We start from the raw sequence: 248 nt of genomic DNA, 5'->3' as shown, positions 1-248 counted from the left end.
ACCTGGGATAGGGTCAGGAACAGCACGGCCATAGCAGACCTTCCTCAGCTATTTTGGGGTGACGGTGAACCATGGAGAGAAGCCAATCTATGGCTGATGCTAGAGGCGACAACAGGGCAAAAGCCCATCGAGACAGTCAAATCTAAAGCCTACGCCCTGCTTGAGTACTGTAAATGGTTAGAAAGGACTCAAACCAATTGGTGGGATTTCCCGCCAATTGAAAGTGATCGGTGCCTAGTTAAATATCA

At 48.8% G+C, this 248-nt stretch carries 1 protein-coding gene; it reads left to right on the top strand.

Going from position 1 to position 248, the window contains the following annotated elements; genetic code table 11:
* Positions 1 to 248: hypothetical protein (locus R0K30_RS22920; RefSeq protein ID WP_486304038.1), on the top strand; the 248-nt coding region annotated here is incomplete at both ends.

Origin of the sequence: Bacillus sp. SIMBA_154, from assembly GCF_046536015.1 — a bacterium.
Classification (GTDB): domain Bacteria; phylum Bacillota; class Bacilli; order Bacillales; family Bacillaceae; genus Bacillus; species Bacillus pumilus_P.
This window is presented reverse-complemented; position numbering and strand designations above follow the sequence as displayed.